Source organism: Dactylosporangium sp. NPDC051087 (assembly GCF_055586325.1).
In genome coordinates, this window is record NZ_JBVJIJ010000028.1 from 104,364 (window position 1) to 120,505 (window position 16,142).

16 protein-coding genes and 1 pseudogene are annotated in these 16,142 nt (G+C 72.1%); 6 read left to right on the forward strand and 11 right to left on the reverse strand.

The genetic code is table 11. The annotated features are described in order from the left end of the window. The 3 genes from ACZ6TV_RS42035 to ACZ6TV_RS42045 are packed head-to-tail and all read right to left on the reverse strand — an operon-like array spanning nucleotide 1 to nucleotide 3,733. On the reverse strand, nucleotides 1–1,482 hold the full coding sequence (locus tag ACZ6TV_RS42035) for a CoA-acylating methylmalonate-semialdehyde dehydrogenase (protein ID WP_465304777.1): 1,482 nt from the start codon (nucleotides 1,480–1,482) through the stop codon (nucleotides 1–3). 11 nt (nucleotides 1,483–1,493) lie between these two features. Next, nucleotides 1,494–2,897, reverse strand: a complete 1,404-nt coding sequence (gene hydA / locus ACZ6TV_RS42040) for a dihydropyrimidinase (protein ID WP_465304779.1) — start codon at nucleotides 2,895–2,897, stop codon at nucleotides 1,494–1,496. Beyond that, nucleotides 2,894–3,733: a nitrilase-related carbon-nitrogen hydrolase gene (locus ACZ6TV_RS42045; protein ID WP_465304781.1), complete on the reverse strand. Its 840-nt coding sequence runs from the start codon at nucleotides 3,731–3,733 to the stop codon at nucleotides 2,894–2,896. The genes hydA and ACZ6TV_RS42045 overlap by 4 nt, the downstream gene beginning before the upstream one ends. A gap of 146 nt (nucleotides 3,734–3,879) precedes the next feature. On the opposite strand from ACZ6TV_RS42045, the gene ACZ6TV_RS42050 reads away from it, so the two are divergent. Both ACZ6TV_RS42050 and ACZ6TV_RS42055 read left to right on the forward strand, forming a co-directional pair. Beyond that, a complete protein-coding gene (locus tag ACZ6TV_RS42050; protein WP_465304783.1) occupies nucleotides 3,880–5,268 on the forward strand; it encodes an aminotransferase-like domain-containing protein in 1,389 nt (462 codons plus the stop codon). Nucleotides 5,269–5,287: 19 nt separating this feature from the next. Next, the gene (locus ACZ6TV_RS42055; RefSeq protein WP_465304785.1) at nucleotides 5,288–6,193 is read left to right on the forward strand and encodes a lysostaphin resistance A-like protein; all 906 of its coding nucleotides are present in this window, start codon (nucleotides 5,288–5,290) and stop codon (nucleotides 6,191–6,193) included. On the opposite strand, the gene ACZ6TV_RS42060 is transcribed toward ACZ6TV_RS42055, so the two are convergent. Beyond that, nucleotides 6,190–7,305, reverse strand: coding sequence for an acetate/propionate family kinase (locus ACZ6TV_RS42060; RefSeq protein ID WP_465304787.1), 1,116 nt, complete (start codon nucleotides 7,303–7,305; stop codon nucleotides 6,190–6,192). The two genes, ACZ6TV_RS42055 and ACZ6TV_RS42060, sit on opposite strands and share 4 nt — an antisense overlap. A gap of 18 nt (nucleotides 7,306–7,323) precedes the next feature. Here ACZ6TV_RS42060 and pta point away from each other — a divergent pair, with 18 nt between their 5' ends. Both pta and ACZ6TV_RS42070 read left to right on the forward strand, forming a co-directional pair. Further along, nucleotides 7,324–9,396 carry a phosphate acetyltransferase gene (gene pta / locus ACZ6TV_RS42065; protein ID WP_465304789.1) on the forward strand — a complete coding sequence of 691 codons (2,073 nt, stop codon included), beginning with the start codon at nucleotides 7,324–7,326 and terminating at the stop codon, nucleotides 9,394–9,396. Next, the gene (locus ACZ6TV_RS42070; protein ID WP_465304791.1) at nucleotides 9,393–9,743 is read left to right on the forward strand and encodes a VOC family protein; all 351 of its coding nucleotides are present in this window, start codon (nucleotides 9,393–9,395) and stop codon (nucleotides 9,741–9,743) included. Before pta ends, ACZ6TV_RS42070 begins: the two co-directional genes overlap by 4 nt. Before the next feature lie 214 nt (nucleotides 9,744–9,957). On the opposite strand, the gene ACZ6TV_RS42075 is transcribed toward ACZ6TV_RS42070, so the two are convergent. Further along, nucleotides 9,958–10,680 carry a M23 family metallopeptidase gene (locus ACZ6TV_RS42075; protein WP_465304793.1) on the reverse strand — a complete coding sequence of 241 codons (723 nt, stop codon included), beginning with the start codon at nucleotides 10,678–10,680 and terminating at the stop codon, nucleotides 9,958–9,960. Between the two features lie 148 nt (nucleotides 10,681–10,828). On the opposite strand from ACZ6TV_RS42075, the gene ACZ6TV_RS42080 reads away from it, so the two are divergent. Further along, nucleotides 10,829–11,455 carry a ClpP family protease gene (locus ACZ6TV_RS42080; RefSeq protein WP_465304795.1) on the forward strand — a complete coding sequence of 209 codons (627 nt, stop codon included), beginning with the start codon at nucleotides 10,829–10,831 and terminating at the stop codon, nucleotides 11,453–11,455. A gap of 85 nt (nucleotides 11,456–11,540) precedes the next feature. Then, nucleotides 11,541–12,158, forward strand: a complete 618-nt coding sequence (locus ACZ6TV_RS42085; protein WP_465304797.1) for a ClpP family protease — start codon at nucleotides 11,541–11,543, stop codon at nucleotides 12,156–12,158. 283 nt (nucleotides 12,159–12,441) lie between these two features. Here ACZ6TV_RS42085 and ACZ6TV_RS42090 read toward each other — a convergent pair. The 6 genes and pseudogenes from ACZ6TV_RS42090 to ACZ6TV_RS42115 all read right to left on the reverse strand — a co-directional run. Then, nucleotides 12,442–12,703, reverse strand: a pseudogene (locus ACZ6TV_RS42090) (helix-turn-helix domain-containing protein); the annotation flags it as partial. Between the two features lie 63 nt (nucleotides 12,704–12,766). After that, on the reverse strand, nucleotides 12,767–13,012 hold the full coding sequence (locus ACZ6TV_RS42095; RefSeq protein WP_203851168.1) for a hypothetical protein: 246 nt from the start codon (nucleotides 13,010–13,012) through the stop codon (nucleotides 12,767–12,769). Between the two features lie 86 nt (nucleotides 13,013–13,098). Further along, the gene (locus ACZ6TV_RS42100; RefSeq protein ID WP_354786493.1) at nucleotides 13,099–13,233 is read right to left on the reverse strand and encodes a hypothetical protein; all 135 of its coding nucleotides are present in this window, start codon (nucleotides 13,231–13,233) and stop codon (nucleotides 13,099–13,101) included. An 84-nt stretch (nucleotides 13,234–13,317) separates the two neighbouring features. Further along, the gene (locus ACZ6TV_RS42105) at nucleotides 13,318–13,911 is read right to left on the reverse strand and encodes a DUF305 domain-containing protein (protein WP_465304799.1); all 594 of its coding nucleotides are present in this window, start codon (nucleotides 13,909–13,911) and stop codon (nucleotides 13,318–13,320) included. Then, entirely contained in the window at nucleotides 13,908–14,720 is an 813-nt protein-coding gene (locus ACZ6TV_RS42110) for a lytic polysaccharide monooxygenase (RefSeq protein WP_465304801.1), read from the reverse strand. Before ACZ6TV_RS42110 ends, ACZ6TV_RS42105 begins: the two co-directional genes overlap by 4 nt. 91 nt (nucleotides 14,721–14,811) lie before the next feature. After that, nucleotides 14,812–16,092: an NAD(P)/FAD-dependent oxidoreductase gene (locus ACZ6TV_RS42115; RefSeq protein WP_465304803.1), complete on the reverse strand. Its 1,281-nt coding sequence runs from the start codon at nucleotides 16,090–16,092 to the stop codon at nucleotides 14,812–14,814. Between the last annotated feature and the right edge of the window lie 50 nt (nucleotides 16,093–16,142).

A 16,142-nucleotide genomic window follows, 5' to 3' on the forward strand; every position in this document is an offset into this window, starting at 1 on the left:
TCACCTCACCTTGGGGAAGCCCAGGTCGACCTCTGACGTGGCCGGGTCGGGCCAGCGCGAGGTGACGACCTTGCTGCGCGTGTAGAACTGGATGCCTTCGGGCCCGTACATGTGCAGGTCGCCGAAGAGCGAGGACTTCCAGCCGCCGAAGCTGTAGTAGGCCACCGGCACCGGGACGGGCACGTTGACGCCGACCATGCCGCAGACGACGTCGTACTGGAACTGCCGGGCGGCGCCGCCGTCGCGGGTGAAGATGGCGGTGCCGTTGCCGTACTCGTTGTCGTTGACGAGTCGCAGCGCCTCGTCGTAGCTGTCGACGCGGACCACGGACAGGACCGGTCCGAAGATCTCGTCCGTGTACAGCGCCTCGTCGACGCTGACCTTGTCGACGAGCGACGCGCCGAGGAAGAACCCGGGACCGCTGCTGACGGGCGCGTCACGGCCGTCTACGACGACCTCCGCGCTGGTATTGGAGAGGTAGCCGGCGACCTTGTCGCGGTGCTCGCGGGTGATGAGCGGGCCCATCTCCGCGGACGGGTCGCTGGCCGGGCCGACCGCGATCCGGCCGATCCGCTCGCTGATCGCGGCGACCAGGGGGTCGGCGACGGCACCGACGGCGACGACGACCGAGATCGCCATGCACCGTTCGCCGGCCGAGCCGTACCCGGCGGAGACCGCGGCGTCGGCGGCGCTGGCGACGTCGGCGTCGGGCAGGACGACCATGTGGTTCTTCGCCCCGCCGAGCGCCTGGACGCGTTTGCCGGCGCGGGTGCCGGCCTCGTAGACGGCCTTCGCGATCGGGGTGGAGCCGACGAAGCTCAACGCCTGCACGTCGGGGTGGCTCAGCAGCGTCTCCACCGCTTCCCGGTCGCCCTGCACGACGTTGAACACCCCGTCGGGCAGCCCCGCCTGCCGGAGCAGGTCGGCGAGGAGCAGCGAGACGGACGGGTCCTTCTCGCTCGGTTTGAGCACGAACGTGTTGCCGCAGACGAGCGCGTTGGCGAACATCCACATCGGGACCATGGCCGGGAAGTTGAACGGGGTGATCCCGGCGACGACCCCGAGCGGCTGGCGGATCGAGTACACGTCCACGCCGCCGGACGCCTGCTCGCTGTAGCCGCCCTTGAGCAGGTGCGGGGCGCCGGTCGCGAACTCGACGTTCTCCAGGCCGCGGGCGACCTCGCCGCCGGCGTCGGCGACGGTCTTGCCGTGCTCGGCGCTCACCAGGGCGGCGATCTCCTTGCGGTTGGCGTCGACGAGCTCACGGAAGCGGAACATGACCTCGGCGCGGCGGGACAGCGACGCGGCCCGCCATGCGGGGAACGCGGCTTTCGCGCTGGCGACCGCCCTGTTCGTCTCTTCCGCGGTCGCGGCGACGACGTACGCCTGCTGCTCGCCGGTCGCCGGGTCCCAGACCGGCAACTGCCTGCCACTGGTGCCCTCGACGGCGGCACCGTCGAGCCAATGCTTGATCTCACGCATGTGTGTTGCCCTCAGATCAGGTAGTCGGAGAGTCCGCGGCGGACGAACTGCCCATGGCCCTTGGCGCCGTGGTAGGCGCCGCCGGAGACGATGACCCGTCCGCGGGACATGACGGTGTCGACCTTCCCGGCGATCTCGTAGCCTTCCCAGGCGGAGTGGTCCATGTTCATGTGGTGCGTCTCGACGCCGATGCGGGTGCGGGCCGCCGGGTCGTAGAGGACGATGTCCGCGTCGGAGCCGGGCGCGATGATGCCCTTGCGCGGGTACAGGCCGAACATCCGGGCGGGGGTGGTGGCGATCGTCTCGACCCAGCGGGCGAGGCTGAGCTTGCCGTCGACGACGCCCTGGTACAGCAGGTCGACGCGGTGCTCGACGCTGCCGATGCCGTTGGGGATCTTCGAGAAGTCCCCGATGCCGAGCTCCTTCTGGTCCTTGAAGCAGAAGGGGCAGTGGTCGGTGGACACGACCGACAGGTCGTTGGTGCGCAGCCCCTGACACAGGTCGGCGCGGTGCGTCTCGTGCTTGCTGCGCAGCGGCGTCGAGCAGACCCACTTGGCGCCTTCGAAGCCGGGCGCGCCGAGCTGGTCCTCCAGGGTCAGGTACAGGTACTGCGGGCACGTCTCGGCGAACACGTTGCGGCCGAGGTCGCGGGCGGCGGCGACCTGTTCGAGGGCTTTGCTGGCGGACAGGTGCACGATGTACAGCGGGCAGTCGGCGGCGACGCCGGCGAGCCAGATGGCGCGGCTGGTCGCCTCCGCCTCGAGGGCCTCGGGGCGGGTGAGGCCGTGGTGGATCGGGTCGGTCTCGCCGCGTTCCAGGGCCTGCTTCACGAGCACGTCGATGGCGGGGCCGTTCTCCGCGTGCATCATGATCATGGCGCCGTTGTCGCGGGCCTTCTGCATCGCCCGCAGGATCTGGCCGTCGTCGCTGTAGAAGACGCCCGGGTACGCCATGAACAGCTTGAAGCTGGTGATGCCCTCGCCGGTGACGAGGGTGTCCATGGCCTTGAGCGACTCGTCGTCGACGCCGCCGAGGATCATGTGGAAGGCGTAGTCGACGTGGCAGTTCCCGTCGGCCTTGCCGTGCCAGGCGGCGAGGCCGTCCTGGACGACCTCGCCGGTGCGCTGCACGGCGAAGTCGATGATGGTGGTGGTGCCGCCCCACGCGGCGGCGCGGGTGCCGGTGTCGAAGGTGTCGCTGGCGAACGTGCCACCGAACGGCAGCTCCATGTGCGTGTGCGCGTCGACGGCGCCGGGGATGACGTACTTGCCGGTCGCGTCGAGGACCTCGAAGTCGCCCTCCGTCGGCCCCTGCCCGGGTGAGAAGATCGCCGACACCTGCTCGCCGACGACGAGGACGTCCGCCGGATACGCGCCCGTGGGACCGATGACCGTCCCGCCCTTGATGAGGATCACGGCTTCACCAGGTCCTGGTATGCGTCGGGCCGCCGGTCCCGGTAGAACTGCCATCGGTCGCGGACCTCGGCGAGGAGACCCATGTCGAGGTCGCGGACGATCAGCTCCGGGTTGTGCGCGTCGCCGACCTCCCCGACGAACTTCCCCTCCGGGTCGACGAAGTAGGACGTGCCGTAGAAGTCGTTCTCGCCGAGGTCCTCGATGCCGGTGCGGTTGATCGCGCCGATGAAGTACTCGTTGGCCACGGCGCTCGCCGGCTGCTCCAGCTGCCACAGGTACGCCGACAGGCCACGGCTGGTCGCGGACGGGTTGAACACGATCTGCGCGCCGTTGAGGCCGAGCGCCCGCCAGCCCTCCGGGAAGTGCCGGTCGTAGCAGATGTACACGCCGACCTTGCCGACCGCCGTGTCGAAGACGGGATAGCCGAGGTTGCCGGGACGGAAGTAGAACTTCTCCCAGAACCCTTTCACCTGCGGGATGTGGTTCTTGCGGTACTTGCCGAGGTAGCTGCCGTCCGCGTCGAGCACGGCGGCGGTGTTGTACAGCACGCCCGGCTGCTCCTGCTCGTACATCGGCAGCACCATCACCATGCCCAGCTCCGCCGCGATGGCCTGGAAGCGTTCGGTGGTGGGGCCGGGGATGGACTCGGCGTACTCGTAGTAGGCCTTGTCCTGCACCTGGCAGAAGTAGGGTCCGTAGAACAGTTCCTGGAAGCAGATGACCTTCGCACCTTGCGCGGCGGCCTGCCTCGCATAGTCCTCGTGCGCCTTGATCATTGATTCTTTGTCGCCCGTCCAGCTGGTCTGGACGATGGCGGCCCGGATCACGTCTGCCATGGCTGCCCCTCTCTGGGCTTTTGGCGGTGGTGGGCTTCTACGGCTGCGGCTTTGACCTTGTATCAGGTCGGATGCCGTAGGACACTAACGACACAAATCTAGGCGGACAATGGTCCAAGCGTTACAGAATGTTTCGGAGATGTAATTTGCTCGCGCTCATCGCCGGGGCGGTCGACGACCGCAGCGCCCGGGGAATCGCCGCCGCCGTCAGCCGGCTGGTGACCGCCGGGACGCTGCCCGCGGGCGCCCGCCTGCCGACCGTGCGCGACGTCGCACGCGAGCTCGGCATCAGCCCCACCACCGTGTCCGAGGCGTGGCGCAGCCTGGCCCGCGCCGGCGCCATCCAGACCCGCGGCCGCTCCGGCACGTTCGTCGCCACGCCCTCCATGCCCCGGCAGCGGCTGCGGTACGCGCAGCTCGGCGGCCGCGTCGGCGAGCTCGGCTCCGGTCTCGTGCGGGACTACTCGACCGGCGTGCCGGACTACGACCTGCTGCCGTCGCTGACCGACGCGCTGCGCCGCATCGGCGACGCCCGGCTGACCACCAGCTACCTCGACGGCGCGGTCCTGCCCTCGCTGGAGGCGGTCCTCAGGGAGCGCTGGCCGTTCCCGCCCGACCAGATCACCGTCGTCGACGGGGCCATGGACGCCCTCGACCGCATCACCGGCACCGTCGTCCGCTTCGGCGATCACGTCCTGGTGGAGAACCCGGCCTTCCCCCCGATGCTGGACCTGCTCGAAGCGGTCGGCGCCACGGTCGTCGGGGTCGCCATCGACGAGCACGGGATGCGCCCCGACGACCTCGCGGCGGCGCTGCAGAGCTGCGACCCGGTCGCCGTGTACCTGCAGCCCCGCGCCCACAACCCGACCGGCGCCAGCATGACCCAGGCCCGCGCCGACAAGCTCGCCCGCGTCCTGGCCCGCCACCCCGCCGTCACGATCATCGAGGACGACCACGCCGGCGACATCGCGACCGCTCCCCCGGTCAGTCTCGGCCGCCGCCTGCCCGACCGCACCGTGCACGTGCTCAGCTTCTCCAAGAGCCACGGCCCGGACCTGCGCCTCGCCGCGATCGGCGGCCCGGCCGACGTGGTCACCGCCGTCACCGACCGCCGCCTCCTCGGCCCGGGCTGGTCCAGCCGGCTGCTCCAGGCCGTCCTCGTCGAGCTCCTCACCGATCCGTCCACAGTGGACCAGATCGCGCACGCCCGCGACGAGTACAGCCGCCGCCGCACAATGCTGCTGGACGCCCTCGACGCCCGCGGCGTGACCGCCACCGCCGGCGACGGCATCAACCTGTGGATGGCCGTGACCAACCAGCAGGTGGCGATGCTGACCCTCGCCGCGCACGGGATCGCCGTCGCCCCTGGCGCCCCCTTCGAGGTGAGCCACCTCGACAGCGACCACGTCCGCGTCACCGCGGGCCTGGTCCGCGACGGCTTCGACGACCTCGCCGACGTCCTCGCCGAGGCCGCCGGCGCCACCACCCGCGGCAGCGGCCCCCGCACCGCCAACCACCCCCGCGGCTGGCGCTGAAGGCTGCTCTAATGTGCGCATGCTGAGCCTGCCCGAGCCGGGTGCGCCGTTCCACCGCCTCGCCCGCACCGCCGCGCACCGCTGGTGGCGTCCCGTCCTCGGCACGCTCGCCCTGACCGCCGGCGCCTACCTCATCTGGTACCGGCTGCCCGACGCGGACGTCTGGGACGGCTTCGGCGCGACCGCCGGCGCCTGGCTCCGCTGGATGGCGCTGGCGCTGCCGCTCGGGGCGATGGTGCCGCTGGCCGCCCGCTACGCGCAGGCCCGACCGGCCGGGACGCTCACGTCGGTGCTGGGCCGCACCCGCCGGCGCTGGCTCGGCGAGTGCCTGCTGGAGGCGGCGGTGGTGATGACGATGGCGGTGGCCGGGGCCGCGCTGCTGGTGTACGTGACGGCCCGCGGCTACGACATGCGGATCGACTCCGGCCCGTGGGACGTCACCGGCCCGCGGCTGGTCACCTTCCTGCTCTTCGTCACGCCGACCGTGCTGCTGGCCGTCGCCGTGGAGTACGCCTTCCGGGGCTGGCTGCTGCAGGCCGCCGGCGCGTTCGGCGGCGGGCCGTGGCCGGCGGTCGCGATCCAGGCGGTCCTCTACGGTGCCGCGTTCTACACGGCCGGGCCGTGGGACTTCACCGACGGCGTCCTGCTCGGCGCGGTGCTCGGGTGGCTGGCGGTGCGCACCGGCGGCCTGGAGGCGGGCATCGCCCTGGTGGTGTGCCTGGACCTGGTCGACGTCGCCGGTTCGGCGTTCCGCGACGAGCTCACGGACGGCGGGCCCTACGCCGACCTGCCGTGGCTCGAGTTCGCGCTGAACGCGGTCGTGACCATCGTCTATGCCACGGTCGTCGCCCGGCTCGCCCGCCGCCGCGGCGTCGCCACCGTCACCCCGGGCCCGGCCACCGCGGCGGTGCTGGAGCCCGCCTAGCCGGTGACGGCCTCGACCTGCTCGGCGATGGCGAGCTCCTCGTCCGTGGGCACCACGCACACCGTCACCCGGGCGCCGTCCGGGGAGATGATCGGGGCGTGGGCGGCGTTGCGGGCGGCGTCCACCGAGATGCCCCACATGTCCAGGCCGTCGAGGGCCGCGGCGCGGACCGGGGCGGCGTGCTCGCCCACCCCGGCGGTGAACGCGATCGCGTCGAGCCTGCCCAGCACCGCGTGGTACGCGCCGACGTACTTGCGGACGCGGTGGCAGTACACGTCGAAGGCGAGCGACGCGTCGGGGTCGCCTTCGGCGCGGCGGGACAGGACGGTGCGCATGTCGTTGGCGCCGGCGAGGCCCAGCAGGCCGCCGTGGCGCTGGAGCTGCTCCTCCGCGCCGGCCGCGGACAGGCCGGCGGCGCGGTGCAGGTAGCTCAGCACCGCCGGGTCGACGTCGCCGGAGCGGGTGCCCATGACGAGGCCCTCGAGCGGGGTGAGGCCCATCGACGTCTCGACGCTGCGGCCGCCCCGGATCGCGGTGGCGCTGGCGCCGTTGCCCAGGTGCAGGACGATCATGTTGAGCTCGGCGAGCGGGCGGCCGAGCAGCTCCGCGGCGCGCCGGGACACGATGTCGCACGAGGTGCCGTGGAAGCCGTAGCGGCGGATCCCGTGCCGCGCGGCGAGGTCCTTGTCGAGGGCATACGTGCGGGCGGCGGCGGGCAGCGTCGCGTGGAACGCGGTGTCGAACACGGCCACGTGCGGGACACCGGGCAACGCCGCCCGGGCGGCCTCGATGCCGGCGATGCCGCCCGGGTTGTGCAGCGGCGCGAGCGGCGTCAGCTCGCGCAGCACCGACAGCATCGCGTCGTCGACGACGGCCGGCTCGGTGAACCGGGAGCCGCCGTGCACGACCCGGTGCCCGACGGCGCCGATCCCGGAGGTGCCGGACCCGCTCTCGAGCCCGCCGAGGATCTCCCTGAGCGCGGCCGCGTGGTCCGGCGGCCCGCCCGGCTCGCCGATCCGCTCCACCGCGCCCCGCTCGCCGCCGGCCGGCTCGGCCAGGTCGACGACGCGGAACTTCACCGACGACGAGCCGCTGTTGAGCACGAGGATCATGACAGGCAGACTACTGCTGTGGCACGCATCGTGTACGTGGTCGAGCACGGCCCCGGATCCGGCAAGTCCGCCGTCGCGCTCGGTCTCGCCGAGCTGCTGTCGCGGAAGGTCCCCCGGATCGGGGTGTTCCGGCCGTTCGTCGACGAGGCGGCGGCGGACCCGACGCTGTCGCTGCTGCGGTCGCGGTACCACATCGACATGGACCATCAGGAGCTCTTCGGCGTCACGGCGGCCGAGGCGGCGCAGCTGCTGTCCGCGGGCGACGGTGAGGGGCTCGTCGGGCGGATCGTGGAACGCTTCCGGCCGATCGCCCGCGACCATGACGCGGTGGTGGTCATCGGCAGCGACCTGGACGACGAGCAGTCCCCGACGCTCGCGCTCAACGCCCGCCTCGCCAACGAGTTCGGCGCGGTCGTCGTCGCGGTGGTCAACGGCGCCGACCTGGACGACGACACGGCCGGGTCGGTGGCGCGGCAGGCGTACCACGCCCTCGTCGACCACGACGTGACCGTCGCGGCGGTGGTGGTCAACAAGTCGTCCGTGAAGCCGCCGGAGCTGCCGGTGCCGTGCTACTCGATCCCCAACGTGGCCACGGTCGCGGCGCCGACGGTCGCGGAGGTCGCGGCGGCGCTGGGCGCGAAGGTCCTCAGCTCCGGGCCCGCGTCCCTCGAACGCGACGTGCTCGACTACGTCGTCGGCGCCGCGCAGGTGCCCGCCGTCCTGACCCACCTGACCCCCAACTGCCTGCTGATCACCCCCGGCGACCGGGCCGACCTGCTCGTCGCCGCGGCGGCCGCGCACGCGTCGGGCACCGTGCCGCTCGCCGGGATCGTGCTGACGATCGGGATCGCGCCGGACCCGGCGGCCCTGGCGCTGTTCGAGCGGCTCGACACGGGTCTGGCGGTGCTGTCGGTGCCGACGGCGAGCTACGACACCATCGCGGCGTCGACGCGGATGGAGCACCGGCTCGGGCCGGACAACCCGCGGAAGGTGGCGGCGGCGCTCGGCGCGTTCGAGTCGCACGTGGACACGACGGCGCTCGCGGCGGCGCTGGAGCTGACGGCGTCGCCGCGGGTCACGCCGCTCATGTTCGAGTACGACCTGATCGACCGGGCCCGGGCGGCGCGGCGGCACCTGGTGCTGCCCGAGGGCACCGAGGAGCGGATCCTGCGGGCGGCGGACATCCTGCTGCGGCGGGGTGTCGCGGCGCTGACGCTGCTGGGCGACCCGGCCGTGATCGCCGCGAAGGCACGGGACCTCGGCCTGGACATCTCGGACGCGGCGGTGATCGACCCGGCCGGGTCGCCGCTCCTGGAGCGCTTTGCCCCGATCTATGCGGAATTGCGCTCGCACAAGGGTGTGACGCTGGACCTGGCCCGCGACGTGGTGCGGGACGTCAGCTACTTCGGGACGATGATGGTGCACCTCGGCCTCGCCGACGGCATGGTCTCCGGCGCGACCCACACCACCGCCGCCACGATCCGCCCCGCGTTCGAGATCATCAAGACGGTGCCGGGCCTGGGCGTCGCCTCCAGCGTGTTCTTCATGCTCCTGCCCGACCGTGTCCTGGTGTACGGCGACTGCGCCGTCAACCCGGACCCCGACGCCGAGCAGCTCGCGGACATCGCCCTGTCCTCGGCCACGACCGCCGCCCAGTTCGGGATCGACCCCAGGGTGGCGATGCTGTCCTACTCGACCGGGACGTCCGGCGCCGGCGCCGACGTGACGAAGGTGGCCTCCGCGACCGCGCTCGTCCGCACCCGCCGCCCCGACCTGCCCGTGGAGGGCCCGATCCAGTACGACGCCGCCGTCGACCCCTCGGTCGCCGCCACGAAACTGCCCGGCAGCGCCGTCGCCGGCCAGGCGACCGTCTTCGTCTTCCCCGACCTGAACACCGGCAACAACACCTACAAGGCCGTGCAACGCTCGGCGGGCGCGGTCGCCGTCGGCCCCGTCATGCAGGGCCTGCGCAAGCCCGTCAACGACCTGTCCCGCGGCGCGACGGTCAAGGACATCGTCAACACCGTCGCGATCACCGCCATCCAGGCGCAGGGTTTTCCGCCGGACTCGTCGGGCACGATGGGGGGATGACGGCGAAACTCACCTCGGTGGTGCTCGACACCCCCGACCCGCAGACCCTCGCCCATTTCTACTCCGAGCTGCTCGACCTGCCGGTCACCCGGGTCGACGGCGACTGGGTCGACATCGGCGACGGCACGACGAAGCTCAGCTTCCAGCTCGCGCCCGAGTTCCGGCCGCCATTGTGGCCCGACCCCAACTTCCCCCAGCAGATCCACCTCGACATCCAGGTCGACGACATCGACGCCGCCGAGTCCCAGGTCCTGCGCATGGGCGCGACGCTGCTCTCGACGAAGGAGGCCGGCTTCCGCGTCTACAGCGACCCGTCAGGCCACCCGTTCTGCCTCTGCTACGACTGACCCTGCCGCGACTGACCGACCCGATCGCGGATGATGACCCGGCCGCGACTGACCGACCCGATCGCGGATGACCGGCCCGGCCGCGGCGTTCTGCTTTCCCGAGCGTAACGCCGCTCACCTAATTGACCTTCGAAGCCATCACCCACTGTAGTACCCCCTGGCCCACCGGATCGGCGAGCGTGACGGTACGAGGTGGAACGCCCGCGGACGGTAGTTACAGGTTGGTCAGGGGCTTGGTCGGGCAGCCGTGCTCCTGCTGCCACTTGTCGACGTCGGCGAGCGGGGACTTCGTGGTGCCGGCCTTCCAGGCGTCCAGGTAGGACCACGGCCAGATCACGCCGCGGCGGGTCCACCAGTCGCCGGTCTTCTGGCAGGCCGGGGACAGGCCGAAGTGGATGTGGCAGGCGCCGGCGTCGCCGGTACGGCCGATCTTGGCGACCGGCTGGCCGGCCCTGACCACGGCGCCGGCGTCGATGCCCTGGTCGATCGCGGAGAAGTGGGACATGTAGTAGCGCACGCCGTCGCCGCCGAGGATCGACACGGACAGGCCGCCGCGGGTGGCGCCGTCGTTGACCTTCGCGGTCCACGTGTCGGTGCGGGTGACCTCCAGGACCGTGCCGTCGACGGGTGAGACCGCCGTCAGGCCGCAGGCGGCGATGATGTCGCTCGCCGGATAGTCGTGGTGGGTCCGGGCGTAGGACGCCTTGCCCTGCACCGGGAACGCGTGCTTGACCGACTGCCCGCTCGCGGCGCCCGGCGTGCCCGGCGCGCTGGAGGTGCCCGGCGACGCAGCGCCCGACGCGAGCTGCCGGCCTGGCGACTCGGACGCGTTCGCCGTGGCGGAGACGGTGGACGGAGCAGGGTCGCCGCCACAGCCGGCGGCGCCGAGCGCCACCAGTGCGACGACACCGGCAAGCCTGGTGCGCAGCGCGAACATCGCCCGTCACCCTACGCCCCCGCGGCAACCGCCCGCACCACGGAGGCCCGCGACCACCTTCGGGCTCTGCTGACAGCAGAGGCGCTTGGCCCCGGGCGGGCGGCGATCCCATGGTGGATCGACAAGGTCCGAGCGCGAGGAGAAGACGATGCAGTACGCCACCGGGTTGACCGCGATGCACGCGGGGACGCTCGACGACCAGGTCGCCGCTCAGCTGCTGTACCAGCGCATCATCGTCCTCGGCACGGAGGTCGACGATCAGGTCGCCAACCGGCTGTGCGGGCAGTTGCTGCTGCTGTCGGCGGAGGACCCGCGCAGCGACATCAGCCTGTACATCAACTCGCCGGGCGGCTCGGTGAGCGCGGGGCTGGCGATCTACGACACGATGCGGCTGATCCCCAACGACGTGAGCACGCTCGCGATGGGCCTGGCCGGCAGCATGGGGCAGTTCCTGCTGTCCGGCGGGGCACCCGGGAAGCGGTTCAGCCTGCCGCACGCGCAGATCCTGATGCACCAGGGGTCGGCGGGGTTCGGCGGCACCGCGGCCGACGTCGAGATCTACGCCGAGCAGCTGGAGCGGGTCGGCGCCACGCTCATCAGGTTGATCGCCGAGCACAGCGGGCAGCCGGTGGAGACGGTGGAGCGGGACAGCCGCCGGGACCGCTGGTTCACCGCGCAGGAGGCGCTGGACTACGGCCTCATCGACCGCATCCTCGAAGAGGTCGCCGATGTACGGCCCGCGGTCGCCCAGCGCATGGCGGGGCTGGGCGCATGAGCGGCCCGGAACGCAGCGGAGAAATCGCTCATCAGGATGACAGGTCGAGCTCGGGCCGGCGCCGGAGCGCAGCGGAGGGGACGGCATGAGCCAGTACACGATTCCGACGGTGGTGGAGAAGACCCCGAACGGCGAGCGGGCGTACGACATCTACTCGCGGCTGCTCTCGGAGCGGATCATCTTCATCGGCACCGAGATCGACGACGGCGTCGCCAACGTGGTCATCGCGCAGCTCATCCACCTGGAGTCCGACAGCGAGCGGGAGATCGGGCTGTACATCAACTCGCCGGGCGGCTCGTTCAGCGCGCTCACCGCGATCTACGACACGATGCAGTTCGTGCGGTGTGACATCTCGACGATCTGTGTCGGGCAGGCGGCGTCCGCGGCGGCGGTGCTGCTCGCGGCCGGCACCCCGGGCCGGCGGTCGGTGCTGCGGCACGCGAAGGTGACCCTGCACCAGCCGTCCAGCCAGGCCCGGGGCACCCTGCCCGACCTGGCGGTGCAGGCCAGGGAGGTGGCCAAGGTCCGGGCCGAGATGAACGAGATCCTCAGCGAGCACACCGGGCAGCCGGTGGACAAGATCCGGGCCGACACGGACCGGAGCATGACGTTGTCGGCGGCCGGCGCCGTCGCCTACGGCATCGCCGACCAGGTCGTCACCAACCGCGCGGCCCGCCCGCTGCAGCACGCCCTGGCAGCCTGACGCACAAAGTCCCGACGCGCCGCAAAGTCCCGACGCGCAAAGCCCGACGCGCAGAAGGCCCGACGCGCCGCAAAGACCCGACGCGCAAAGCCCGACGCGCAGAAGGCCCGACGCGCAAAAGCGCAAAAGACCCGACGCGCAAAGCGCGAAGGCCCGCGTCAGGCGGCGAGCAGCACGACCCCGCCGGGCCGCTGCGCGGGACGGCCGGGTGCCATCGGGGCGGTGCCGAGCAGCGGACGGAGGCGGATGACGGGGGCGCGGTCGTCGAGCAGGTCGCGCCCCACCTCGGCGAGCAGGTCGGCGAGGTCGATGCGCAGCGCGTCGCACACCGCGGCGAGCACCTCGGAGCTGGCCTCCTTGCGGCCGCGCTCCACCTCCGACAGGTAGGGCATCGACACGCACGCGTCCGCGGCGACCTCGGCGAGGGTGCGTCCCTGCGCGAGACGGTGCCGGCGCAGGACGTCACCGACGAGGGCGCGCAGCAGCGGCCGGGTGCGCCGCCCGCCGGGCCCGAGGTGTGCCACGTCCGCCACGTGGGTCACCATACCCACGCCCGGCGGTCCGCCAGAACCGTCCCGGCGCCCGTTCCGCCGCAGGCGTAACGGGGTCTAGACGGGCGCGGGCAGGATGGCGATCAGCTGGGTCGGGGGTTCCAGGGCGTCGACGAGCGTGTCGCCCTCCAGCCACAGCCCGCCGGCGCGGCAGACCAGCGCGGCCGCGGCCTCGACCGGGCAGGGCAGGAGGGCACCGCAGGCGCCGCAGCGGGCCGGGTCGTCGGGGTCGCGTTCGAGGTGCCGGGTCTGGAGCTCCGCGGCGGTGGTGACGAGGACGCTGTCAGGGTCGAGGTGCAACATGCCGATGATGGTGCCGCCGGTACCGGCGCCGGCCGTTGTCACAAATCGGGTGAAAGACCTGCGGGTGGTGGATCACCCGGCGGGGTTCAGTGGGTCGGCTTGCCGGTCCCGGCGCACTGGCCGGAGGCACCGTCCGCGTGGTGCGAGGGGGCCGGGGCGCCGGCGTTGACGTGGACCTTCGCGTCGCAGACCGGGCAACGGCTGGTGGCTTCGGACGACATGGCGGGCACCCTTTCGGCAGGAAGGACCGGACGAGGGTCTGATTCCCCTCGTCCGGCCCGTTCGAACATGCCGGCGCCGGCGGGTCAGCCGCTGACGAGCACCAGCATCTGCTGGATCTGCTGGGTGCGGGACAGCTCGATGCGCTGCGCGAACTGCTTGACGGTCGTGTTCTGGCCGTTGGTCTTCAGCTGCTGCGCCATCTCGACCGCGTTGTGCTGGTGGGCGATGAGCAGGTTGAGGAACTTCATCTCGAAGTCGGCGCCGGACGCGTCGCGCAGGGCCTGCAGCTGCTCCTCGCCGGTGGCCGCCTGGCCGCCGTGCGCGGCGTGGCTGCTGTGGTCGTCACTGCCGGTGGCCTGCACGTTCCAGCCGGTGAGCCAGCCGGTCATCCGGTCGACCTCTTCGGCCTCGGTAACGTCGATGGCGCCGGCGAGGTTGACGACGTCCTCGCGGACGCCTTTGGCCTTGCCGAGCTTCAGCATCTCCAGGCCCTGCCGCTGGTGGCCGATCATCATCTGCAGGAACAGCACGTCGTAGGCGTTGTGCGGGCCCTCGGCGACGGCCGCGACGCCCTGCGGGACGGCGGGGGCGGCCGGGGCGTTGACGTCCTTGCAGCCGGTGAGCAGCAGCGCCGAGGCGACGAAGGCGGCGAGCAGGACGCGGGTCACGGCGGTCACACCGGCAGCCAGAGGGCGAGGGTGTAGATCGGCTCCCACGTGTAGATCGACGTGTGGGCCTGGCGGCACTGGTACTTGCGGCCGTCGTACGTGACCGTGTCACCGACCCGGTAGGTGACGCCGGCGGCCCAGGCGGCCCCGCTCGGCGCGGGCGGCTTCGTGGTGGTCGGCGCCTTGGTCGGCGTCGTGGTCGGCGTCTTCGAGGCGGTGGCGGTCGGCTTCGGCGACGAGGTGCCGGTCGCGGTCGGCTTCGGCGAGGCGGTGGCCGTGGCGGTCGGCGTCGGGGTCGACCCGCCGCCGCTGCCGATCTGCAGGTCGACGCAGTTGTAGAAGGCGTTGACCGTGTCCGCGATGTTCCACACCGCGAGGACCGTCTGCCGCCCGGAGTACCCGGCGAGGCTCACCTGGTGCGACACGGTCGCGTTCGGCTGCTTGCCGCCGTCGTTGAACTGCGCGATGCGGGTGTTGCCGATGAAGTAGTCCCAGGTGCTGGTGGAGTGCCGGGCGGTCAGGACCCAGTTGAACGTGACCGACGAGCCGACGGACGTGGCCGGCCAGTTGCGGCTGTTGTCGTTGAGGACCGCGAACTCGGGCTTCCCCGCGTTGCAGTTCTTCTGCCCCTTCGGCCCTTCGACGCTCTGCGGCTCGTACTGGATGGGCCCGCAGTCGGCGACCTTCTTCTGCGCGCACAGCGCCTGCCGGCTGGGCGGGGACGACACGTATCCGTGCGCGGACGCGGGCGAGCCGAACCACAGGGTCCCGGCCGTCGCGCCCAGGGCAACCAGCGGATAGAGCACGGATCTACGCATTGGGAAACTACCTTCCACACCATTGTTCGCGGGTGTGGAAAACGTATCTGAGCTGCGCTTAACGAGCCCTTCTGCGATTTGCAAATCTCGCCTAACGCGTATTTATGGCGGCTTTAAGCGAGGTGTCCTGGACGAGCCCGAAGCCGGTCGCGGGCCGCCCGGCGACGACGTCGAGGAGCCAGTCGGCGGCGACCCGTGCCCGGTTCCCCGGCAGCGAGATCAGGTGGTACGCGCGGGTGACCGCCTTGGCCGGTACCCCCGACAGCGGGATCCGCAGCGGGTTCGCCGCCGCGTCCCGGCCGCCGAGGTCGACGAGGAAGCCGAGGTCGTTGTGCTTGTACCGGCGCCGCCGCCCGATCCCGAACGACGCGACCACGTTGTGCGCGGCGAGCTCCCCCTGCCGCACGGCGTGCTGGGCGGTCATCGGGGTCAGCCGGCCGGGCCGGGTCAGGTCGGGCACGGCGGCGGCGTCGCCGCAGGCGAACAGGTCCGGGTACCCGGGCACCGTCAGGTACTCGTCGACGACCAGCCGGCCCTGCTCGGTGCGCAGGCCCAGGTCCTCGACGAGGGGGTCGGGCCGCACGCCGACGCACCAGACGAGTGTCCGGGTGGGCAGGACCCGGCCGTCGGTGAGCCGCACCTGGTCGTCGAGGGCTTCCGCGACGGTACAGCCGGTGAGGACCTCGACACCGCGGGCGCGCAGCACCCGGTCGGCGGTGCGGGACAGCCGCGGCGACAGCTCCGGCAGGACCCGCGGCGCGGTGTCCAGCAGCAGCCAGCGGACCTGTTCCCCGGCGAGCGAGGGCTGGTGGCGCAGCAGCTCGGCGACCGCCAGGCGGCCGTGCGCGGCGACCTCCGTGCCGGTGTACCCGGCGCCGACGACCACGAACGTCAGCCGGGCCGCGCGCTCCGCCGGGTCGCCGGTCGCGGCGGCCAGTTCGACCTGCCGGATCAGGTGGTCGCGCAGGTACAGCGCCTCCGGGATGCCGCGGAAGCCGTGCGCGTGCTCGGCGATCCCGGGGACCGGCAGGAGCTTGTTGACGCTGCCGGCGGCCAGGACGAGCCGGTCGTACCGCAGGACCCCGGCGCGGCCCTCGGGGTCGTGGTGGCGGACCTCGCGCCGCTCCGGGTCGACGTGCGTCGCCTCGCCGAGCACGACCCGCACCCCCGGCAGCGACGCGGGCAGCGACACCGCCACCCGGCGCGGCTCCAGGACCCCGGACGCGACCTCCGGCAGCAGCGGCAGGTACAGGAAGTAGTCGGTCGGGTTGAGCAGCGTGATCCGTGCCCGGCCGCGGGACGTCCGGGCCAGCCTGCGGGCGGCGCGGAACCCCGCGAACCCGCCGCCGACCACCACGATGTGCGGTGCCATCCGTGCCTCCTGTGCAGGTCCGTCATGAGCGTCACATCGCGATACCCGTC

What these genes read in the sequence shown, in the direction of transcription:
- ACZ6TV_RS42035 (WP_465304777.1), bottom strand. Translation starts at nt 1,482, where the DNA reads ATGCGTGAGATCAAGCATTGGCTCGACGGTGCCGCCGTCGAGGGCACC.
- ACZ6TV_RS42045 (WP_465304781.1), bottom strand. Translation starts at nt 3,733, where the DNA reads ATGGCAGACGTGATCCGGGCCGCCATCGTCCAGACCAGCTGGACGGGC.
- ACZ6TV_RS42055 (WP_465304785.1), top strand. Translation starts at nt 5,288, where the DNA reads ATGCTGAGCCTGCCCGAGCCGGGTGCGCCGTTCCACCGCCTCGCCCGC.
- ACZ6TV_RS42060 (WP_465304787.1), bottom strand. Translation starts at nt 7,305, where the DNA reads ATGATCCTCGTGCTCAACAGCGGCTCGTCGTCGGTGAAGTTCCGCGTC.
- ACZ6TV_RS42070 (WP_465304791.1), top strand. Translation starts at nt 9,393, where the DNA reads ATGACGGCGAAACTCACCTCGGTGGTGCTCGACACCCCCGACCCGCAG.
- ACZ6TV_RS42075 (WP_465304793.1), bottom strand. Translation starts at nt 10,680, where the DNA reads ATGTTCGCGCTGCGCACCAGGCTTGCCGGTGTCGTCGCACTGGTGGCG.
- ACZ6TV_RS42080 (WP_465304795.1), top strand. Translation starts at nt 10,829, where the DNA reads ATGCAGTACGCCACCGGGTTGACCGCGATGCACGCGGGGACGCTCGAC.
- ACZ6TV_RS42085 (WP_465304797.1), top strand. Translation starts at nt 11,541, where the DNA reads ATGAGCCAGTACACGATTCCGACGGTGGTGGAGAAGACCCCGAACGGC.
- ACZ6TV_RS42095 (WP_203851168.1), bottom strand. Translation starts at nt 13,012, where the DNA reads ATGTTGCACCTCGACCCTGACAGCGTCCTCGTCACCACCGCCGCGGAG.
- ACZ6TV_RS42100 (WP_354786493.1), bottom strand. Translation starts at nt 13,233, where the DNA reads ATGTCGTCCGAAGCCACCAGCCGTTGCCCGGTCTGCGACGCGAAGGTC.
- ACZ6TV_RS42110 (WP_465304801.1), bottom strand. Translation starts at nt 14,720, where the DNA reads ATGCGTAGATCCGTGCTCTATCCGCTGGTTGCCCTGGGCGCGACGGCC.
- ACZ6TV_RS42115 (WP_465304803.1), bottom strand. Translation starts at nt 16,092, where the DNA reads ATGGCACCGCACATCGTGGTGGTCGGCGGCGGGTTCGCGGGGTTCCGC.